The 19,439-nt window shown below is 57.9% G+C and carries 13 protein-coding genes; 12 read left to right on the forward strand and 1 reads right to left on the reverse strand.

The features are described 5' to 3' along the window. Positions 1–139: 139 nt before the first annotated feature. From ACT3UQ_RS08485 to ACT3UQ_RS08515, 7 genes are all read left to right on the forward strand, one after another. Positions 140–1,843 (forward strand): amidohydrolase, encoded by a 1,704-nt coding sequence (locus ACT3UQ_RS08485; protein ID WP_444636925.1) that lies wholly within the window; start codon positions 140–142, stop codon positions 1,841–1,843. A gap of 22 nt (positions 1,844–1,865) precedes the next feature. Next, positions 1,866–2,861 (forward strand): ABC transporter substrate-binding protein, encoded by a 996-nt coding sequence (locus ACT3UQ_RS08490; protein ID WP_105552842.1) that lies wholly within the window; start codon positions 1,866–1,868, stop codon positions 2,859–2,861. Continuing rightward, positions 2,833–3,696, forward strand: a complete 864-nt coding sequence (locus ACT3UQ_RS08495) for an ABC transporter permease (protein WP_444636926.1) — start codon at positions 2,833–2,835, stop codon at positions 3,694–3,696. The genes ACT3UQ_RS08490 and ACT3UQ_RS08495 overlap by 29 nt, the downstream gene beginning before the upstream one ends. Before the next feature lie 23 nt (positions 3,697–3,719). Continuing rightward, entirely contained in the window at positions 3,720–4,469 is a 750-nt protein-coding gene (locus ACT3UQ_RS08500) for an ABC transporter permease (protein WP_258133501.1), read from the forward strand. Continuing rightward, complete coding sequence (locus ACT3UQ_RS08505; RefSeq protein WP_258133881.1) at positions 4,466–5,287, forward strand: ABC transporter ATP-binding protein; 822 nt, start codon at positions 4,466–4,468, stop codon at positions 5,285–5,287. Before ACT3UQ_RS08500 ends, ACT3UQ_RS08505 begins: the two co-directional genes overlap by 4 nt. Next, positions 5,284–6,885 carry a sulfatase family protein gene (locus ACT3UQ_RS08510; RefSeq protein WP_105650251.1) on the forward strand — a complete coding sequence of 534 codons (1,602 nt, stop codon included), beginning with the start codon at positions 5,284–5,286 and terminating at the stop codon, positions 6,883–6,885. Before ACT3UQ_RS08505 ends, ACT3UQ_RS08510 begins: the two co-directional genes overlap by 4 nt. Before the next feature lie 362 nt (positions 6,886–7,247). Continuing rightward, on the forward strand, positions 7,248–8,423 hold the full coding sequence (locus tag ACT3UQ_RS08515; RefSeq protein ID WP_105552846.1) for an NAD(P)-dependent malic enzyme: 1,176 nt from the start codon (positions 7,248–7,250) through the stop codon (positions 8,421–8,423). Positions 8,424–8,627: 204 nt separating this feature from the next. Here ACT3UQ_RS08515 and ACT3UQ_RS08520 read toward each other — a convergent pair whose 3' ends face one another. Continuing rightward, positions 8,628–12,011 (reverse strand): S8 family peptidase, encoded by a 3,384-nt coding sequence (locus ACT3UQ_RS08520; RefSeq protein ID WP_444636927.1) that lies wholly within the window; start codon positions 12,009–12,011, stop codon positions 8,628–8,630. 149 nt (positions 12,012–12,160) lie between these two features. Between ACT3UQ_RS08520 and ACT3UQ_RS08525 the strand changes: the two genes are divergently transcribed. The 5 genes from ACT3UQ_RS08525 (at position 12,161) to ACT3UQ_RS08545 (ending at position 19,435) form a co-directional block, all read left to right on the forward strand. Continuing rightward, complete coding sequence (locus ACT3UQ_RS08525; RefSeq protein ID WP_444636928.1) at positions 12,161–13,129, forward strand: helix-turn-helix domain-containing protein; 969 nt, start codon at positions 12,161–12,163, stop codon at positions 13,127–13,129. A gap of 1,015 nt (positions 13,130–14,144) precedes the next feature. Then, a complete protein-coding gene (locus ACT3UQ_RS08530) occupies positions 14,145–14,813 on the forward strand; it encodes a GntR family transcriptional regulator (protein ID WP_219844308.1) in 669 nt (222 codons plus the stop codon). A 536-nt stretch (positions 14,814–15,349) separates the two neighbouring features. Beyond that, positions 15,350–16,327, forward strand: a complete 978-nt coding sequence (locus tag ACT3UQ_RS08535) for an ornithine cyclodeaminase family protein (RefSeq protein WP_444636929.1) — start codon at positions 15,350–15,352, stop codon at positions 16,325–16,327. A 346-nt stretch (positions 16,328–16,673) separates the two neighbouring features. Then, positions 16,674–17,663 (forward strand): ABC transporter permease, encoded by a 990-nt coding sequence (locus ACT3UQ_RS08540; protein WP_105650255.1) that lies wholly within the window; start codon positions 16,674–16,676, stop codon positions 17,661–17,663. Between the two features lie 53 nt (positions 17,664–17,716). Then, on the forward strand, positions 17,717–19,435 hold the full coding sequence (locus ACT3UQ_RS08545; RefSeq protein WP_105650256.1) for an ABC transporter substrate-binding protein: 1,719 nt from the start codon (positions 17,717–17,719) through the stop codon (positions 19,433–19,435). The last annotated feature ends 4 nt before the right edge of the window (positions 19,436–19,439 follow it).

A 19,439-nucleotide genomic window follows, 5' to 3' on the forward strand; every position in this document is an offset into this window, starting at 1 on the left:
ATCGGCTGGGGCCCTTCATGGAGGCTGCCTAAATTAATTTTCCCACAAAGCTGGTCAAATGACTAAGTCATACGACATACTACTTGGAGTTGTTACTCGCATCACACGGCATGCGGGAAATTGGAAGAAAGGGGGACCCATGGCTGACGAACTGGCTCAGTTGGTTATCCACTCGGGTGTAGTTCCTGGCATCGGACTCGCAGCCGACATCGATGCTGCGCATTGCGATGGACGGCCCAGTGCCGTAGCCGTCCGGGATGGCAGGATCATTGCCATTGGAGATGAAGATTTGCTTCGCCTGGCCGGGCCGGAAACCACGGTCATCGATGCTCGTGGAGGAGCCATCCTGCCTGGACTGAACGACGGGCATCTGCACTTCTCCGCCAGCGCGATGATCCGCCACGCACACCTCTCGGTGGCGACCGCAGCGAACTGGACCGAGGTTGCAAAGCTCCTGGACACGGCCAAACCCGACGCCAGCGGCTGGGTACGTGCCGCAAGCTGGGACGAAGTCCGGCTAGGTAGCGTTGACTCCGAACTACTGCTGGCAGCTAACAGCCGGTGGCCAGTAGTCGCCTTCGATACGACGGGCCATCAACTCCTGGTAAACGCCGTGGGCTTGAAGATCTTGGGTCTGGAACACATAGATGAACCTGTGCCTGGTGGGGTGATTGGACGACTCGCGGATGGTTCACCCAGCGGGCTCTTCGGCGATGCGGCCATGCAGCTGGTAAACGACGGGCTGCCTAGTTTCACCGAAGATCAGCTGCGTACGGCCTTCATAAAACACCAACAAGAGCTGCACTCTCTCGGGATCACTTCGCTCACGGAACCAGGTCTTGGACCCGGCGGCCGCACCTTGATGGCCGCAAGCTGTGGCACGCAGTCGTTGGAGATTCTTGCAGATTTGGCTCACGAGGGGCTGCTTAGTTTGCGATTGAACTGCCTGCTACTTTTTTCGGGCACTGGTGGTGAATCACTGGAAGCAGTGCGAACCGGACTGGCAGGAGATCTTCCAACCATTGCGAAAGGGATAGATCCACTTCGCTTACGCATCGCGGGGGTAAAAGTATTCGCCGATGGTATCCCGCGTTCGGGAACTTCGTGGTTCCACGACGAATACCAACTCCCATGCGGACATGGGCATGGAGCCCTCGTGCTCCGGGGGAACAGTGACGCGGAAAAAGTCGCAGAATTTCGACAAATCATTTCCGAGATCGAGGCGGCTGGTTTGCAAGCCGGGGTGCATGTGACCGGGGACGCCGCCACCGAAGCTCTGATCGAAGCGGTGGAACAGCTCGATGTCGAAGCCGGGCCGCGGGGAAATCGCCACTACATCATCCACGGCGCCTTCCGGGATCCTGAGCTATTGGACCGGGTGCAACGAGCCGGCATGGGATACAGCACCAACCCAAAAATCCGTGCCGAAGCGGGCACGCTCATACGTCGGCTACTAGGGCCAGATCGATTCACCATGCAGCAGCCACTGGCCACGGCAGCACTGCGGGGAGTAGCGGCCTCGTTGGCCTCCGATGCGCCGGTCACCAATCCGGACTGGCGCAACAGCATCATCTCGGCGGTTACCCGCGATACCAGTGCGGGACCGGGCGCGGACGATAGTGAACGAATCAGTCTGGCACAGGCATTGGCCATGATGACCCAGACACCAGCCTGGCAGGACCACGCGGAGCAAGACAAAGGAAGCATCAAAGTGGGTCAGGTCGCCGATTTTTGTATCCTGCGCGACCCGCTTTCGACGGACATCCAGCAACTTGCGCAGAACCCTACAACCCACACCATAGTCAACGGCGACGTGGTGTACCGACTTAACTCGCTCAATTGAGAAAGACATCGAAGGTACCAAAATGCAAAAACGAGCTCTAGCAGCAGCTACGACCCTCACCCTGGCCCTGTCTCTGACGGCGTGCTCCGCAGGGAGCGGCACCGCCGACGGAGAAGATGGGGGGATGGAGAAGTTCACCGTCGGTGTCATCGGGATAGGCTCGGACGCCGCTATCCAGACGGCCATCGACAAGGGATACTTTGCCGAGGAGGGCTTGGACGTGGAGACAACGGTTGTCGCGAATCCGCCTGCTGGAATAGCCGCGGCTCAATCCGGTCAGCTCGACGTTGCCTACACCCCGTCGATCCCGCTCATAAACGCACTTTCGCAGAATATAGAACTAAACGTCATTGCGGCAGCGGACGGCTACGCAACAGAGGCCTTGGAAGGCAAGGACCCGGGAAAATCCGATGATACGGGGTTGTTCATACGGCCGGATAGCGGCATTGCCCGCGCGCGCGATTTAGCGGGCAAAAGGATTGCAGTGCCCGCCCGCAAGGCACAGCTTGAGGTCACCGTGGCCAACATGGTGTTGAAGGACGGGGGAGACCCCGCGAGCATCAATTGGATGGTGCTGGATCCTGCCAGCTCACTGCAGTCGTTGCAGCAAGAACGCGTCGATGCGGCCGGTTTAGTGGCACCTTTCACCACTAACGCACAAGCTGAGGGAATGAAGCTGCTCGGAAGCCCTGGAATCGAGTTTTTTGAGGCCGGGGCCGTAGGGCTATGGGTGGCTGGGGCCAAGCAGATAGCCGAAGAACCCGAAAGCGTTGCCGGCTTCCAACGCGCTATCTATAGGGCAAACGCCTACGCCAACGAACACCTGGATGAGATGGACGAACTGGCTTCAGAAATTACCAGCCTCGATTTGGAAACTATCAAAAACGGCGCCGATCCGTACTGGCCGAGCAGCGTTGAACTCAAGGACTTGCAGCGTGTCGACTCCAACCTGGTCAACCTTGGGTACCTGAGCCAGGAGGTGGGGCTTGATGAAACGCTCATCCACGGTGCCCAGTAGACGAGACGGGCAGACGCTCTCGCAAAAGCCCGGCAACCAGAATGAGGCTCGTGGAATCAACTACGAGTCGCCAGCAGCCAAGTTCGGCTTCGGGATCCTCGGTGCTGTTTTGCTACTCGGGCTGTGGCAGTTTGCCGCGATCCGCGGAACTTTCGGGAATGGGCTTCCAACGGTGTCCGCAACACTGATCGAGCTCTTCGCCCTGTTCGGTAATCCCGAATTCTGGACCGACACTTTCACCACTATCTGGCTCGCGGTCTTGGGCATGGTCATCGCGGTGGTTGCCGGCGTGATGCTCGGCCTTCTGATCGGCACCATCGATTGGGTGCGATATGCAACTCTGGCTGTAACCGAATTCTTCAAGCCCATACCGCCGATCGTCGTGCTGCCGCTGTGCGTGATGATCTGGGGCCCAACAAATACCATGGCACTCGCCCTAGTGCTGCTCGGAACCGTCCTGTCAACCACTATTCAGGTAATTGCGGGAGTAAACGACACCGACCTGGTGGCGCTGAGTACTGCCCGTTCCTACGGGATGGGCCGTGTCGAACGCCTGCTGCGCGTCACCCTTCCATCAGCTTCGCCTTACATCGGTACGTCCGTACGCATCGGAGCCCCCGCGGCCCTGATCATAGTGGTGGTTGCAGGTTTGCTCGGCGGAGCGCCGGGCTTGGGAAGCGCGATTTATCGTTCCCAGTCTGCCGGGGATTTCCCGCAAACCTACGCGCTGGTTCTGGTGCTTGGTGTGTTGGGGCTCGTTGCCCAGAATCTTTCGAGCATGATCGAACGACGTGTGCTTCATTGGCACCCGGCCTTCCGGGAGGACATAAAGTGAAACGCCACCTATTCAACCTAGCCTTGGCCATCACGGCCCCCTTTGTGCTGATCCTCGCGTGGTTCAAGGCATCCAGCCAGTCGACCAATGCGTTTTTCCCGCCGTTGAGTGATATTTTGGTTCGTTTTGCCGACTTATGGATTTTTGAACACTTTGTTAGTGACATCATCCCGAGCATGCGTAACTTGATCATCGGCTTCGCCCTGGCTGCGGTGCTCGGTGTGGTCATCGGATTCATCCTTGCTACGGTGCCAGTTCTGCGCGTCTTGTTCGAGCCATCGTTGCACCTGCTACGTGGTATTCCGCCGGTGGCTCTGGTTCCGATCCTGATTACTCTGGTCGGTTTCACCGACCAGATGCGCATTTCATCAATCGTGATCGCTGCGGTCTTCCCGACTTTGATCGCGACCATGGATGGGATCAAGGCTGTAGATGCTTCGTTGAAAGACGTGTGCACCGTCTACCGGCTCGATCGCAAAGACCGGTTGCTGTCGGTGTATCTGCCCTCGGCCAGTCCACAGATTGCCGCAGGCATGCAAGTTAGCTTATTAGTGGCATTCATTGTGATGATCGCTTCCGAAATGATGGGCACCGCACAGGGCATCGGCGCGATGACCCTGCTTGCGCAACAGACCTTCATGGCTGCTGACATGTGGGCCGGGATACTCTTACTCGGCCTTATCGGCTTTCTGAGCAACGTCCTTTTCGACCTCGTCAAAAACCGGGCACTGTCCTGGTACATCGGATCCAAGAAAATGGAGAAGGTATCGTGAACTCCACCATCCCCACCACTACACAGCCCAAAGCAGGGTCCACACCTGTCGCGCGACTAGAAGTTCAAGGCCTTGCCAAAACATACGGACACGGACCGAAATCCGTTGAGGTCATCAAAGACCTGACGTTTTCGATACATGCTGGCGAAGTGGTGTGCATTGTTGGGCCTTCGGGCGTCGGCAAAACCACCCTGCTCAAGTGCTTGGCAGGACTTCAGCCTTCAAGCGGCGGGACCATGAAGATCGATGGACACCAAGTCTCCGGCCCACCGGCCGAGATGGCGTTGGTGTTCCAGGACTACTCGCGGTCGCTGATGCCGTGGCTGACAGTTGAGAAAAACCTGCTCCTGCCGCTGCGCCATTTGCATCTCCCAGCGGCCGAGGTTCGCACTCGGATCGAGGAAGCGCTGAATGAAGTAGGACTGTCCCACGCAGCGAAACGTTATCCATGGCAGCTCTCGGGCGGGATGCAGCAACGTGTGGCGATCGCTCGGGCATTGGCCTACCGCCCGGAGATCCTGATCATGGATGAGCCATTCGCGTCGGTGGATGCGCAGACCCGATTCGATTTGGAGGACTTATGCCTGAAGATCCGCGATGAGCTAGGAATGACGATCTTGCTCGTCACGCACGATATCGACGAAGCTGTCTATTTGTCGGATCGAATTGTTGCCATCGGCAACAAGCCGGCCCAAGTCCTCGAAGTCTTGCCCGTCGATCTTCCCCAGCCGCGCAATCAGATCACCAGCCGTGCATTACCGGAATTCTCCGGTCTGCGCACGAAGGTCCTGTCATTGATTCGGCAGTCCGAATCATGAGCGGACCAGAGGTGACGCGCCCAAACATTCTAGTTTTCATTGCTGACCAACTACGTGCAGACCATTTGGGAGCATATGGAAATGATGAAGTGCGTACCCCAAACCTCGATCGGTTAGCAGAACGGTCCACCGTGTACGAGAACGCACATGTGGCGAATCCGACCTGCATGCCCAACCGGGCCAGCCTGCTGACAGGACGCTGGCCGAGCGCGCACGGCACGCAGTACAACGGTATTCCCGTTGATCCCGAGGCTTCGACGTTTGTTCGCCAACTGGCCAGTTGTGGATACCGAACCTCGGCGGTAGGAAAATTACACCACCAGAACATGGGATGGGACTTTGAGCCAGAACAGCTTGAACAGATCAGGGCCAGTGCTCCGGGGCTGATGGACCCGCGATTGCCCGATGCATTTAACCGACTCCGAGAACCAGGCTGGGATCAGTGTGAAAACCGGGAACGTCATGCTGCTTCGTTCATTCCGATGCCCGAAGACTATTACGGTTATCAGAATGTAGACCTTGTCATTGGGCATGGCGATGCTCCGGGCGGACATTGGGCTCACTGGGCCCGCGAACAGGGCATAGATCCCGAGTTGCTGGGCGGCTCAAAAGCCGGTACCAATGTGCTTGATAGCTGGGAACAAGTTTATACGTCATCGATTCCTGCCTCTGCACACCCGACTAGGTATATCGGGGTGAAGGCCAGCGAGCAGGTGCGCAAAGCAGCTGGCGAAGACGATCCTTTTTTCATGTTCGTTTCTTTTCCCGACCCGCATCATCCCTTTGCCCCGCCGCGTGAATACTCGCGTCGGTACGACCCCGACAGTTTGTCGCTTCCGGTTGGATTCGGCCAAGACCATTCGCGTTCTCCAGAGCACATTCGGAAGATGATCGCTCAACGCGGGCAACCCAACGGAGATCCAACCATGACGTTTTCGGTGACGGAGACGCAATATCGGATGGCAGCCGCCGCTCAGTATGGCCTGATCGAGTTTATGGACGAGCAAATTGGCGAAGTACTTCAGACTCTGGAAGAAACTGGGCAGGCAGATAACACCATTGTGGTATTTACTTCCGACCACGGTGACCTCTTCGGTGATCATGGATTGATGCTCAAGCACTTCGTCCATTACCGAGCCGTCACGAGGGTCCCGCTGTTGATTCACATGCCCGGGCAGAAGGTCGCAGAGCACAGGGCCGATTTGATTTCCAGCGCCGATCTGGCCCCGACATTTATGGATCTGGCACAGGTTCCAGCATTCCGAGGAATCCAGGGGCGGAGCCTGTCAGAAAACGGTGAGCTACGTGTCGGCGACGGTGCACGCGCTTTGCTGATCGAAGAGGACCAGCCGTTTTCACTGGAGGGACTGCCAGCGCCGGTTCGCATGCGCTCGGTCATCACCCCCGAAGGGAGGCTGACTAAGTATTTCGGTACCGATACCTACGAACTCTATGATCATCGGAACGATTATGACGAGATGGAAAACCTAGCCGGTTTGCAACAGGCTCAGGGCCTCAAGCATCGACTTGAAATGGCATTGAATGAAGAATTGGTGAATCTATCATCTGCCCAAGTCAGGCCCGTGGCGTCGGCTTAGTTTGGAACTTATGAGCAGGCGGGAGCGTTGTCGTTTCAATCGGTGCTCCCGCCTGCTGATAAGACCGAATGCGACGAACGGGGGTTGTGCCACGTTCAGCGGTTCCCGTATGGTGGAAATTGTAGGTCTAAAGAAAGTACTGACCAACCATCATCCGGCACACCGCGACGGAGCGTTTCGCCTTACCTGGCAACGACGCCGCGGGAATTGTGTAGATGGAAGCCTGATGTCCACCTTAAATGCGTTGGTTCGGGTTCCTTTGCGGTCGGATGAATGGTCATGCGCGTTCCTACGCTATGCCACAAGTTTCGTGGGTACGGCGTTTTCGTCATTCAGAACTTTCTTGAAAGTAGAGTATTTCAATGTCTATTGAAGCCAGCAAAGACCTAAAGACCATCACCGACGAGGAGATCTTCAACGCCCATCTTGGCGGCAAGCTCACCGTCCAGTCGAAGATGCCACTGAATTCCAAGCGCGATCTTTCCATTGCCTATACCCCGGGCGTAGCCAAGGTTTCCCAGGCGATCGCCGATGACCCAGCCATGCACGCCACCCATACCTGGGCCTCACGCATGGTCGCCGTCGTTTCGGACGGCACCGCTGTCCTCGGCCTCGGCGACATCGGTGCCGCCGCATCGCTTCCGGTGATGGAAGGCAAGAGCGCATTGTTCAAGGAATTCGGCGGCTTGGATTCGATCCCGCTGGTGCTGAACACCACCGACGTAGATGAAATCGTCGAAACCGTGATCCGCCTTCGCCCAAGCTTCGGCGCGGTCAACCTCGAAGACATTTCGGCGCCGCGCTGCTTCGAAATTGAAAAGCGTCTGATCGAAGCCCTGGATTGCCCGGTCATGCACGATGACCAGCACGGCACCGCTGTGGTGGTGCTGGCGGCCCTGATCGGTGCTGCTCGCCAGACCAAGCGCGAAATCAGCTCGCTGAAGGTTGTAGTTTCGGGTGCCGGGTCGGCCGGTGTCGCGGTCACCAACCTGCTGCTGCAGGCAGGCGTTGATGATGTGATTGTGCTCGATTCGCGCGGCACCATCCACCGCGACCGCGATGACCTGAACTCGGTCAAGGCGGAACTGGCGGCACGCACCAACCGTGAAGACGTCATGGGCGGCCTCGCCGAGGCATTGGACGGAGCAGACGTCGTTGTCGGGCTGTCCTCCTCGCAGTTTGATGAGTCAGCGGTGGCCAAGATGAACGAGAACGCGATCATCTTCGCCCTGTCGAACCCCACTCCGGAGATCATGCCGGAGGTTGCCAAGCGCTACGCGGCCGTGGTGGCCACCGGACGCAGCGACTTCCCGAACCAGATCAACAATGTGCTGGCCTTCCCCGGGATCTTCCGTGGTGCCTTGGATTCGGGCGCCAAGAAGATCACCGAGGCGATGAAGGTGGCCGCGGCACACGCGATCGCCGATCTGGTCGGCGAGGACCTCGCCGCGGATTACATCGTTCCTTCGGCGATCGACGACCGTGTGATGCCGGCCGTTGCCGCCGCGGTGGCCGCGGAAGCTAAGAACGCGAAGTAGGTTTCTTGCGCAACGCAGCGCACCTGCTCAGACCGATACGGCGAGAGCAGGTGCGCTGCGTCGTTTAAGGCTGGCTAACGCTGGACGGACGGCGGTGACTTTTGAGGTCCGCATGCTGAGAATCCAATATCTGCCGAACTTCTGTTTAAACCACTGCTGGCCCGGTTTGCCGAGAGACAAAACCGGGCCAGCAGTGGCGATTATTTACTTGTTCACACCGTACAGATTCTCGATGATCTGCTCGGTTTTGTTGCCGTGCTCATCTTCGATGTTGATCCGCAGGGACACGAAACCATCGTCAGCCAGCGAGTTATCCACCAGGATTTGCCACTGGCCGTCGTGGTTCACCACCTTGGCTTCGGTCCATTCGTAATCGCCAACGGCGCCTTCATCGATCTGTTGGTGCCGGTCATAGTTGACCGCAGCGGACATTTCGGAGATTCCGCCTGGGTCGTAGCCGTTCTGGCCCAGCAGATCCACTGAGACCGGGAAATCCGCCTGCGGCGTTGCGCGGTTGAAACCGTCAACTTCGGCATCGATTATTGGCAACGCGATGGGTAGCGGCACAATTTCGTTGGTGTCCGGCGTTTGCGAATCGAAGGTGAAGGTGGTTTGGGTATGAAAGCCCAGATCCCAGTACCCGCTCCGGCGAAGCCGTGCTTGGTCAACAACAGCCTTGAGCGTTGATTTGCCGGCGCCGACCTCGACTGCGCCCGAAGCCACGGGGAAGGTGCTCAGTAATTTGTCATCTTCGTAGATGGAGAGCTTTCCGATATCGGCCAAGCCGCCAAGTCCGGTGCGTCCGGCTTCGCTGTCTTTCCATTGCGGGAAGCTGAAGCCCACCAGATTGCCCTGGCGTTCTGCGACGCGGCTAGGTGCTCCGTTTTCTGTAACGGCCATTGCGGTGTTGGTCGGCAGCTTGAACCAGTCGACCTCTGATTTCGATCCTGCCGTGTAAGTGCGTACCGGGTCGAACCAGATCTCCGGGAACTGATTGTAGGGACCTGATTGAGCTAGTTGCTGCCACTGCAGATCTGCGGTGTAGAAAGCCGTGCGGTCTATTGGAGTTGAAACGTCGGAACCCGAGGAAGCGTAGAACGGATTGGCTCCGGCTTCGAACGGGATGATACGTGCCCAATCTTCGGCGTTCCAGGCCTGCTCGCCCTGGGCGTACCAGGATTCTTCGACCTTTCCGAGTGATGAATCGGGAATCTGGTGATGCTGGTTCTTCGAAACCCTGTTCTCTTCGGTGAACGCCAGGTTGTAGAGGTAAGGGCTTTTCTCTTCAGGTACTTCCGGTGCGTAGGCACGCAAGTACTTGCCAAAGCTGAACGTTCCATTTTTAACTTTGTCGGTGGGTGTGGCATAAAGGTCGGTGATCGAGGTGGCGACGACCGAACTGGCGACACGCCAGTAGTCATCCCAGGATCGGTCCACACCGAGGGAGCCCGACCGGATGGCCGTTGGCCGGTCGCCGTCCAAGGTGACCGGGGTGGCTTCGCGGGCGTCGAGAACAACGGTTGTATCTTCGGTGAAGTTCATCTGCGGCTGACCGACATAAGCGTAGGAATTATTGCCTTCGCCATCGATGGTGCTGATGTACGAGGTCAGGAGATACTCTCCGGTGCGTAGTCGCAATTCCAGATCTTCACCGCTGAAGTACTCGGCCGTGCGCGCTGGCTGGTGCATGTCGGTCAGGTCGAGGAAGCCCCGTGTGGCTGGGTCGCCATTGCGGTCAATGCTCTTGATGGTCACGTTGACGGTCTCTGGCTCTAGCCAGAACCCGACCGCGGTCACCGCACGGGCATTCTCGGAGCCTGCTTGGGTAGCGACAATGCGGGCACCGATTTCGCCGTATGCGTCCTCGCGCAAGTTGTTTGCCTTGCCGCTGGCCGTTACATCTACGGTAGCAGTGCCGTTGGCCGGTACCGTGAGGGTCCTGTCGCTGAGCTTGATGAGGCTTGCCGGAACGGATTTGCCATCGGCTCCGGTGAGATCCTGAAGCTTCAGCGTCAATTCGATCGGCTTGTCCGAGCTGTTCGTGTAGGTCACCGGCCGAGTTGAGCTCTGGCTCTTATCGTGCGGCCAGGGGAAATCGCCAAGTTCGATGCTGACATCGCTGGTCAGTGGGGTGTCGATTGCCGCTGGAGTCCAAAGTTCACCACTGCCTTGGGCATAGTCATTGCCGACGGCCTCTTGCTTGGCGGAGGAGACCAAAGCGGCTTTGAGCTGCTGTGCCGTGTAGTCGGGATGCGCTTGGCGTACCAGTGCGGCGGCGCCGGCTACATGGGGACTGGCCATGGATGTGCCGGACATTTGGGTGTACCGATTGCCGTCGGTGCTTCCTGCTTGGGCACCGGCAATGTCCACGCCCGGTGCCGCCAGATCTGGCTTCACCCGGTGTCCGCCCAAAGTCGCACCTCGGCTAGAGAATGCTGCGGGCTCTCCCTGATCGTTCACTGCTCCGACGGTGAGTACCCCTTCGGCACAGCCTGGGGCGCTGACAGTTTCACGGGCGCCCGCGTTTCCTGCGGCCACAACGAAGAGGGTTTTGCTCTGCTTGGACAACTCTTCGCTGGCCAGCGACATCGGATCGGTGCAATCGGTGGGCACATCGGAGCCCAGGCTCATGTTGACCACGTCGGCTTTTTGGTCAACAGCCCATTCCATGCCGGCGATAATCCAGGAAGACTGTCCGCCGCCGTAGCCCAGAACCTTGCCAATGAGTAGGTCCGCTTCGGGAGCCATGCCAACTTTGGAGGCATCGGCGGCTCCTGAACCACTCACTGTGGAGGCCACATGGGTTCCGTGGCCCTGGTTGTCATCGGTGCCTTCACCGGTGAAATCCTTGGCACCTGCCACTTGGCCGACTAGGTCCGGATGGTCTTTGTCGTAGCCGGTATCGAGAATGGCCACAGTGGTGCCTTCTCCGTCAAAGCCCAAGTCCCAGGCTTGCGGTGCACCGGTTTGCTCGACGCCGGTAGCGGGATCTAGGGCAACCGTGTTTGGGGAAACCCGGGCATCCAGCCATATCTTCTTGACGGTGCTGGCTGCCCGAGCCTTGGAATTGAGCAGCTGGTCATAGCTTTTAGCGGATGTTGCTTTGTCCATGGTCAGTGCCGTGGCATCTATGGATTCCAGGGAAGTATGTACGTTGAGACCGGTAGCCCGGGTGTAGGAGGAGGATTTCCCCTGCATGATGAGTGGCAGGGTTGTGGATTCTGCGTCGGCGTAGCCTTGGGCGATCAGCCCAGTGACGTTGAACAGTTCGGGGTCAAGCACTCCATCTGCAATCAAGTCCTGCGCGTCGGCGGGAATTACATACAGATCTTCATTGAGAATGCGCGTGAAGTAATCCCTGCCGGTAGGCAAGATGGCCGAGGGGCTTCCGTCTGCGGAGATGGTGACCTGTATGGTATCGCCGTTGATGAGCGTAACCGCTTGTGGCCGTTCGCCCTTGTGCTGGCCGACAATGGTGTTACCCGGACCTTGCGGCGAGGCCGTAGCCAAGGGTGTGGAAAATGCGAGCAGGCTGGCGCCAACTGCAAGTGCGACGGCACTTGCGGGTAATCGTTTATAGCGGGGCATGACGACCTTTCGGAGACCAAATGGGAGTAGCTATTGACATAAATGTGTCAAACGTCGATAAGATGCGCAATGACGGATAAGTGCCATGTCTACTTTCTGTCACCACGGTTCATCCGAGAGTCTGTCGTAAAGGTGCAATGATGCTAAGTGTGTTAGGACTTAATGAACTGCAGGAGCGTGCCTATCGGCAGCTCGTGGAATTGCCCTCCGCCGCGGCTGAGAACCTCGCGAAAATACTCGAAGCGGACCTTGGTGATGTGCGCCTGACATTGGACTCCTTGGAAACTCTCGGGCTCGTCGCACGTTCGATTGCGACGCTGGATCACTTCATCGCCTCGCCTCCGGAATTAGCGCTTGGCTCACTCATCGTGGAACAGCAGCAAGACCTGCGAAGGGCCGAACTCGAACTTCATGCCTTGAACGGTTTGTTCCAGAGGGCTGCGACTGGCCGGGCCGGGCTGGATGTCATTGACATAGTTCGCGGGCCACAGGCCGTAGCCCAGCATTTCGCCCAGCTGCAGCGCGGGGCCAAGCAAACCGTGTGGGCCATGGTGAAACCGGACGTCACGGTGGTGGAATCCGAAGACAACACCGACGAGGGCGCGGCCTTGGAGCGCGGTGTTAAATACAAAGTGATTGTTGAATCCCAAGCCTTCAACAAACCCGGCTTTGCCAATCAAGTTGCCATGACCGCAGCGACGGGTGAGGAAATCCGCGCAACCGACTCTCTTCCGTTGCGAATGCTCATCGCAGATCGAGAATTGGCTCTGCTCCCGCTGAATTCGGAATCAGCGGCAAACAGCGAAATTGGTGCATTGCTGATCCGTCCCAGCGGACTATTGGATGCAATGTGTGCCCTCTTTGAATTGAGCTGGAAGCAGGCGCAGCCAACCTACTTGCCGGCCAATGATTTGGGAACGGCGGAGTCGCTCGACGAGATAGACCGTCACCTTCTTGTTTTGCTGCGCGCGGGAATTACCGACAAGGCGATGGCCGGGCAGCTATCGGTGAGCTTGCGAACCATTCAGCGCCGGCTTCAGCTGTTGATGAATCGTGCTGAGGTCAGTACCCGGTTTCAATTGGGTGTGGCTGCCGCGCAACGTGGATGGATCGAATAGTTCCATGCCCATGCCCATGCCCATGCATACGCTATCTAAAATGAGAATGTAACCATTAGCCAAGTTCACAAACGATGTCCGGCGAGGCAACGAAAAACCCGTCCTTGAGTAGTGGCAGTTCCACTCAGCCTATGTGTGGACGAAGACTAAGAACTCTATTGCGCAACCGCAGTGAATGACTGAGGCGTCGACTCACAACTTCCTCGACTGTTCAGAAACGCTGAGGCAACGAGGTGTATTCACATTGAACCAACTGTTGTGGCAGTAGCGCTGGTACTTGCCGTTGCAAGGACGGGCGGCACCTTGTTGCGAAATCGCCTTCGAGTGGCGCCATGAAAATTGGCATCTATCTGCCCCAAATACGGCCGCGAATCGGACTCAAGCGGAGCCGGGCTGGGGCGTATCGAATACAAACGCGGCGGCATCATGGCTAAGGCGGCAGAGGGATGCATGACGTAGCTCTGACCTGTGTCAGTACGAGCTGGCGCCTCCAGGATTTGCTGTATTCGATGACCAGGCAGCGGATGAATTTAACTTTGGTTCGGGGTTTCAGGGCGTGCTGGCACATAGCTGGGTAAATCGGGATATATCCACATCGAAGCCAATTCGCACGGTGGCAGGTAAACCGGTGTTTCTGCGCCGGCGTGCTATTCGGCCATCAGTTCTTATGCCGTGCCCGGATATTCGGAGCTGCAACTCAACACGTTGCGCTGCCCTGCTAGTCCTTCGGCTCATAGAAATTGAGCGTTCGTCGGCGGCTGCCAGATGGATCTCCACATCGTTGAGTGTAACTGTGCGATCGACCAGTTTTCTGGCATGGTGGCAAAACGCGACTCGGCTAAATCTTCGCAAGCCCGTCGGCCACCGCTGAAACTCGAAGGGCCGGCCAGGCGCAAAACGATGTAGGATTTCCTGCCCGGTGATACTTCGCTGGACAATGGACTTTGAACACAGGGCTGGATATTGGGTTGAACCCTTAGGATAGAGCCAAAGAGCACCGGAAGTAGGGAATGGATTGACCGACAAGGACTTTGAGCCCGAATCCGTCCGCGCCATCGAGCGCATCAGGAACGAGATCATTGACGGTGTGCGCCCACCGGGCAGCCGGCTGGTCGAACGCGAACTGGCCGACGAGCTGGGGGTTAGCCGGCTTCCCATCCGCGACGCCTTACGTGCACTGGTCTCCGAAGGTCTGGTTACTCCTCGGCCGAGGAGCTGGGCCACTGTCCGGGAGTTCACCGCACCGGACATTGCTGACCTATTGGAAGTGCGCAGCGCCCTGGAGACTGTGACGTTCTCCCTTGCGGCCCAGCGGCATACCCGCCACGGGTTGGCTGAATTGCGCGAGGTGCTTGACGAGGAGCTCGTCGCGGCCAGGGCGAAAGACTATATCACTGCTCGCCGCGCCGGGGCACGCTTCCACGAGGTGGTGATCCAACTGGCCGGCAACGATTTGCTCAGCGAGGTGCAGGGGTCGCTCGCCTCGCGGATGCGCTGGCTGTTGGCCCAGCATGACGAACTTGAAGTGATGGCCGAGGAGCACGAGCAACTCTATGAAGCCATCGCTGGGCGCGATATTGTCCGCCTGCAGCAGTTGGTTCAACAGCACCTGTCCACCAGCCGTGGCAGCGTCACCGAGAAACAAGCCCGTGAAGATTCCTCAACCGCCAGGGAGAGCCAGTAGCGGTCCGCTGGCAGAAGCGGCTGCGGATAGCTATCACTTGGACGAGCGGCGTCAAGTCCTTGGTCTGACCTCGTTTGATGATTTCAGGACTTCTGCGGCGTGGGAAGGGCGGTTTCCTGCGAGTTTCGAGAAATTTCCACCCGGCGCAGGCATCCTGCAGGGATGCGGGTGATCCCGTCGAAGCAAACGATCTGTTGCTGATGAACCAGGCAACACCGGGCGTGGCCGACACGGAATTTGCGCGCGTCTACGCATGATGAAAGCTTTTCGGGCGTCGCTCCTGCGGCGACCACATGCTGGCGTAGGCGTAGCGTGAGTGGCGCGGTTGCGGAATCAACTGGCATCCGTAGGACAGCGGTTCCGCGTCCAGATCGAAAAATGGACATTATTTGGTATACGCATACCCATTGGTAATATCGAACACCCACTTAAAGACACTGATTTTGCATGTCTAAGTCTGTTTTTTGGGATACCAAATGAGCTAAGGTGAGTTTAAATAAACCCCTTCGCTCTGAAAGTAGTCCCTGATGACCCTCATGCTTAGTGCCTCAGTGCTTCACGAAGTGCTTGATATGCCTTCCACTGTCGAAGCCGTAGACCAGATTTTCTGCGATATTGCTCTTGGAACTGCCACCCAGCCAGCCCCATCCGCCATGGGGGTCCCTGGGGTGGATTCCAGCTTCATCGTCATGCCCTCGGTGGCAGCCACGCCGTCACTGGCATCGGTCAAGCTACTAGCCGATATTCCCTCTAACGCCGAGCGGGGCCTTCCCTCGCAGCGGTCGTTGATTATGCTGGCGGATCATGTGACCGGCTCTCCGTTGGCCATTCTCGACGGCCGGGTGCCCACTCGGATTCGTACCGCCGCGGCTACCGCGGTCGCCACGCGGCACCTTGCGCGTGCGGGCTCGAAGGTCCTTGGGCTAGTGGGCGCCGGAAACCTTGCCGTGGAACACGTCGTTGCGCTGCGCTGCGTAATGGACGTTGAAAAGATCGTTGTGTGGTCCCGTACGGCCCAGCGCATAGCGGAATTCACCTCTGCTGTGGCCGGGTATGGCCTCCAAGTCGAAGCGGCCGCAAGTCCTGAAGAGGTCATCGGGCTCAGCGATGTTGTGTGCACCTTGACTCCGTCGGTGCAGCCAATTATCGCGGGTCGGTGGTTCCGCTCGGGGCAGCACATAAATGCCGTGGGAGCACGTCCGCGTCCCAGCGAGCGCGAAATTGATGCCGAGGGCATGGCCCGTGCGCGCGTTTTTGTGGATCATTGGGGTACCGCTGAGGCTAAATCCGGCAACTATCTCCTGGCGTTGGCCGAGGGCGCCATCACCAATGAAAGCGCGGCGGGGGAGCTCGGTGCGGTAGTAGCTGGGCAGATTGCCGGACGCCGCGACGATCAAGAGATTACGCTGTTCAACTCGGTGGGGATTGGCGCACTCGATCTTGCTGTCGGGAAACTGGCATATGAGCGTGCTCTGGAGCAGGGCCTGGGCCAGCACGTCGATCTGAGCAAATAGTGCGACTATCGCGGCTATTGAGGATCCTTGAAGACCACTTCCTACTGTTGTGGTATCCCATCGTTGTCGATCCTGCGGGAATTCCGAGTTCTGGAAATTCCATTGCAAACAACTGATGCTTCACGCGTTGCGGCGAATCACTGGCCTCTCTAGCCCATAAGATTCGTGAAATTTATCCACGGTTTTGCGCCAGTTGAATTTTGCGACTTCTGCCGTATTTGTGTGCAGATATCGAAATCCAGATGCTGAACTCCCGACTATTGTCTATTTTGGTATTCCAAATTTCCCTTTTTTGGTATACGGTTTTCTTGTTACCTAGATCACTCAATCGCAAAGGGGGTTGGCCATGACCACAACGGTTCCGAAGCCAGCGGCAGCCAAATCGGTACCCACCGGCCGTTCGCTGATTGCCACCGCCTGGATGCGCATCCGCAGAAGCCGGATTGCTATGGCAAGCTTGGTCGTCGTGATCGCTATGATCCTGTTCGCGGTCCTGGCACCGGTGCTCGTAGCCATAGAAGGCCAAGATCCCCACACCACCAACACGTCACCGGAGGTCCTCGACGGCTTTTATAACCCGGGGCTTCCGCTGCCGCAGTACATGTATCCCAGCGCAGAGCACTGGCTCGGTGTCGAACCAGGTCTCGGACGGGACCTGTTCGCCCGCCTGGCCTATGGGGCACAGGTCTCGCTGGTCATCGCATTGCTCTCCACCTTAGTTTCGGTGGTGCTGGGCACCGTTCTCGGGGCGACCGCCGGGTACTTCGGTGGCAAAGTCGATATGATCATTAGCCGGATCATGGACTTGTTTCTCGCCTTCCCTCATCTTCTACTGGTGCTGTCCATCGCACCGATCATGCAATCCCGGCTGGCGGGCACCGATCTGGGCAGCGGATCATTCGTGCCGATTGCCTCGCTGGTGATAGTCCTTGGCTTCTTCGGCTGGGCCTACTTGGCCCGCGTGGTCCGAGGCCAGGTGCTAATGATCCGAGAGCAGGAATACATCGAAGCTGCCAAATCCTATGGCACCAAGAACAAGTCGATGATCCTCAAACAAATCGTCCCGAACGTCACCGGCGTCGTGCTGGTCTATGCCACCATGATGATCCCCACCAACATCACCGCCGAAGCGGCGCTCTCGTTCCTCGGCGTAGGCGTTAAAGACCCCACTCCGTCGTGGGGGCAGATGCTCAACGCGGCACAGGCTGGCAACTGGTATCTGTCGGACCCATGGTTCCTGGCGGTACCCAGCATTGCCCTGATCATCACGGTTCTGGCCTTCAATATTCTGGGCGACGCACTGCGCGATGCGCTGGACCCCAAGTCCTCGCGCTAATTCCCAATAACCACCATCACCACTCGCTCCCAAAGATCCTGAGGAGGAATCTAATGCTTTCGCGAGCTACCAAACTATTATCCGCCGCGGTGGTCATATCCCTGGCTTTGACCGGGTGCGCCGGCGGGGCCAAGGGGCAGCAAGGATCCGAAGGGGCGCCATCGGACCCCTACGCGCCGGTAGTTGTTCAGCCGGACTTCGCCGAAAAGGGCGGCAACATCAACGTTCTGATGTCCTCAGACTTCGCGACGCTGGACCCGGGGAACTCGAACTACGTGCAGACCGCCAATGTGGGGCAGCTGTATTACCGGACCCTGACTATGGCGAAGGAAACCGCAGGCCAACCTCCGGAAATTGTTGCGGATCTGGCCACGGATACTGGAACGGTATCCGAGGATGGGCTGACTTGGACCTACACCCTCCAAGAAGGACTAAAGTTCGAGGACGGTTCGCCTATTACAGCAGAAGACATCAAGTACGGCGTCGAACGCACTTACGCCCGCGACGTGTACACGCAGGCACCGCAGGAACTGAACTCGGCGCTGACCGACGAAGGCTACAAGGGGCCGTACTCCGATGGGGATCTCGAAGCCATTGAAACCCCGGATGACCGAACCATTATTTTCCACCTGAAACAGCCGTTCGCGGAGTTCCCGGCCTTGGTCTCGCGTTCCAACACCGCTCCGGTGCCGGAGGAAAAGGACACCAAGCAGGACTACACCAACCATCCAGTATCCTCCGGACCCTACAAGATCAAGAACTATGACCGTGGCCGCGAGTTGATTCTGGTGCGCAACGAAAACTGGGACCCGGCCACCGACCAGCATCGCTCGGCCCTACCCGACAGCTTCAGCTTCAGCCTGTCCAGCTCGCAGTCCACTATCTCGCAGAAACTCATTTCAGATGCCGACCCGAACGCCATCACCCTGGATTCTAATGGGGCCATGCAAGCCTCGGATGCCGCAAGCCTGAACGACCCGAAGGTCGCAGAACGCACGGCCGGCGGTTTCCTGGGGTGCATCGACGTACTGGGTCTGAATACCGAAACCGTTGAGGACCCGCAAGTTCGCAAGGCCATCGCTCTAGCCATGGACCGTGCAGCGATCCAAGTCCAGTATGGCGGCGCGCGTTTCGGCGAACTGGTAACCAGCCAATTGACCGACCAGATGGTTGGAGTCACCGAGCAGCGCACGGACTTGTCGGCCGATGGCACCCCGAAGCTTCAGGAAGCCAAGGCCCTCTTGGAGGGCAAGGAATTTCCGAAGAAGCTGGTCTATGGATATGCAAACTCCGTTGAGCGCTATAAGAACATCGGCACCGTGCTGCAACAGAACCTGAAGGAAATTGGAATCGCTCTGGAGCTGCGTCCAATCCCAGCCGCCAACTACTACTCCACCTTGGCCGGTGAGGGCATGCCGGATATCGCCCGTTCCGGCTGGTGCGGCGGGGCCGACTCGTCCTCGGCCCGGATGACCGTTGATCCGAATCTGGGCCCTTCGCTGGACGGCAAGACTTACGGCTTTAGCAATATTCCGCGATACTTCGATGAGGAATTGTCCAAGAAAATGCATGAACTGCGCGGCGCGAATGGCACTCCTGAGGAACTTGGGGCCAAATGGTCTGAGCTCTACAACGAAGTCATGGCCGACTACCCGCTGGTCCCTACCATTCACAGCTACACGAATTCGGTGGTCGGATCCAATATCCGAAATGCACAGGTTGGCTACTTCTTCGGTGCCATTGACCTGAACTCGGTCGGCGTCGCTCAGTAAGGAA

Source organism: Glutamicibacter sp. AOP12-B1-11 (assembly GCF_052379245.1).
Classification (GTDB): domain Bacteria; phylum Actinomycetota; class Actinomycetes; order Actinomycetales; family Micrococcaceae; genus Glutamicibacter.